General features: G+C 66.8%; 1 pseudogene. It reads right to left on the bottom strand.

Going from position 1 to position 1188, the window contains the following annotated elements:
* Positions 1-636, bottom strand: a pseudogene (locus tag ACFU99_RS44220) (hypothetical protein); the annotation flags it as partial.
* Between the last annotated feature and the right edge of the window lie 552 nt (positions 637-1188).

Genomic DNA, 1188 nt, shown 5'->3' with positions numbered 1-1188 from the left:
CCGCGCCCACAACCTGACATCAGCAAGGTCCCCACCCATAACCCACCAACGACCAACCTGACCACCAGTCACGGCAAAGACCGTTGCAGTACTAGTCCAGACCGATGCGCCGTCGGAGGCCAGAACCAGTTGCCGGCCGCCTTCCTCGTCCTCAACCACCCATTGCAGGTCTCCCGATGGCAGCCACGATTCCACCAGCACCCCATCCAGAGCGGCCAGCACGCGGCCGTCCTCCGTACCTTCGACGGCCCACACCCGCCTGCGTACGGACCACCGCCGACCGACGGAGACCGCCAGATCCGCGAGGATTCGGCGGGCCTCCGCGCTGTGATCCGGCCGTACGGCCGGTTCCGCGGGGGCGGCCAGCTCCTCGGCACTGATCCCCTGCCGCCTGACGGCGCCCCAGTCTGAGCGAGCCACAACGACCGCATGACCCTGCTCGTGTGCCTGTGGGTTCTCCCAGTCGTCACACGGCGCCAAGACCAGCCGAAGTGCCGTCTCGCTGCACCACTCCACGCTGAGGACCTCCCGCGGGTACTGCAGGGCAGACACCACGTCGCCGGAGTCCAGGTGGATCAGCAGCAGCTCGCCTTCGAACGAGAAGCCGCCGTCGTAGCGCCCCGTACCAACGGCCAACAGGGGAAGAACGGAGTGAAAGGCGACAGCCCGAACCGAGTATCTCGACCGCACCAGGTGCCGACACCGCATCCCGTTCTGCTCATAGACACCGACCCGATGCCCCGTCCATCAGGAGTCCGCGGTCCCACTGCCACTCCACTGGACGGGCCCGAGGTCCCCACCCACAGCGATCGTCCGCGAGCGCTCGCCAACGACGGCCAGAGCGGGTTCTCCGATCTCGGCGAATGCGCCGCCGCCGAACACGCGTCGGACTATCGGCACAACGGGCATACAGGGTCCTCCCAGGTCAGTAGATGAGCGATCGCCATCCCGGGTGCGGCAACGGAGCAGCTCATGATCCTGTCGGACGCCGAGGTGCACCAATGGATTTCATCCGGGCACGGCGCTGACCGTATAACCCGTGCCCATCTGGGTGAACGTGACCAGCTGACGGCCTTGCAATCCCACTGTCGCGCGAGACACCCAAACCGCGAAGAACACTCGGGGCGGCACCGTCGGCATTCGATATCGGGGTCGGCCGAGCATGAAGCAGCCCCGCCTGCCCGGGAC

Origin of the sequence: Streptomyces sp. NPDC057654 (genome assembly GCF_042800135.1) — a bacterium.
Lineage (GTDB): Bacteria > Actinomycetota > Actinomycetes > Streptomycetales > Streptomycetaceae > Streptomyces.
Note: the sequence above shows the minus strand (reverse complement) of the source record. Positions and strands in the feature narration are given on the sequence as shown.